At 57.8% G+C, this 599-nt stretch carries 1 protein-coding gene; it reads right to left on the reverse strand.

Annotated elements, in window-relative coordinates:
* Positions 1-599, reverse strand: a 599-nt coding sequence (locus AOA61_RS31185) for a hypothetical protein (protein WP_158234795.1), incomplete at both ends; no start/stop codon positions are given.

The raw sequence follows: 599 nt of genomic DNA on the forward strand, positions 1-599 counted from the left end.
ACGTTGTTGCCGGAGATGGCGTAGTAACCGTCAGCGTTGGTGCCAGCAGTGAAGCTGATGTTCAGGTTTTCGCGCGGGGTTTCTTCGTCTTTCGCGACGAAGGTACCGGCGACGGTGCCTGCTTCAGCAGTGTTCTCGACGATGGTGGTCGGAGTGACAGCAATCACCGGGACGTCGTTAACCAGGGTCACGGTCGGCTGGCCGGTGCCGGTGGAGTTCAGGCCTTCAACATCGGTAACGGTCAGGTCGATTTTCGGCAGTTGGTTACCAGCGTTAACGAAGTCAGCACCTTTTTCGGTCAGGACCACGTTGTTGCCGGAGATGGCGTAGTAACCGTCAGCGTTGGTGCCAGCAGTGAAGCTGATGTTCAGGTTTTCGCGCGGGGTTTCTTCGTCTTTCGCGACGAAGGTACCGGCGACGGTGCCTGCTTCAGCAGTGTTCTCGACGATGGTGGTCGGAGTGACAGCAATCACCGGGACGTCGTTAACCAGGGTCACGGTCGGCTGGCCGGTGCCGGTGGAGTTCAGGCCTTCAACATCGGTAACGGTCAGGTCGATTTTCGGCAGTTGGTTACCAGCGTTAACGAAGTCAGCACCTTT

The organism is Pseudomonas sp. 2995-1 (assembly GCF_002742505.1).
Taxonomy (GTDB): Bacteria; Pseudomonadota; Gammaproteobacteria; order Pseudomonadales; family Pseudomonadaceae; genus Aquipseudomonas; species Aquipseudomonas sivasensis.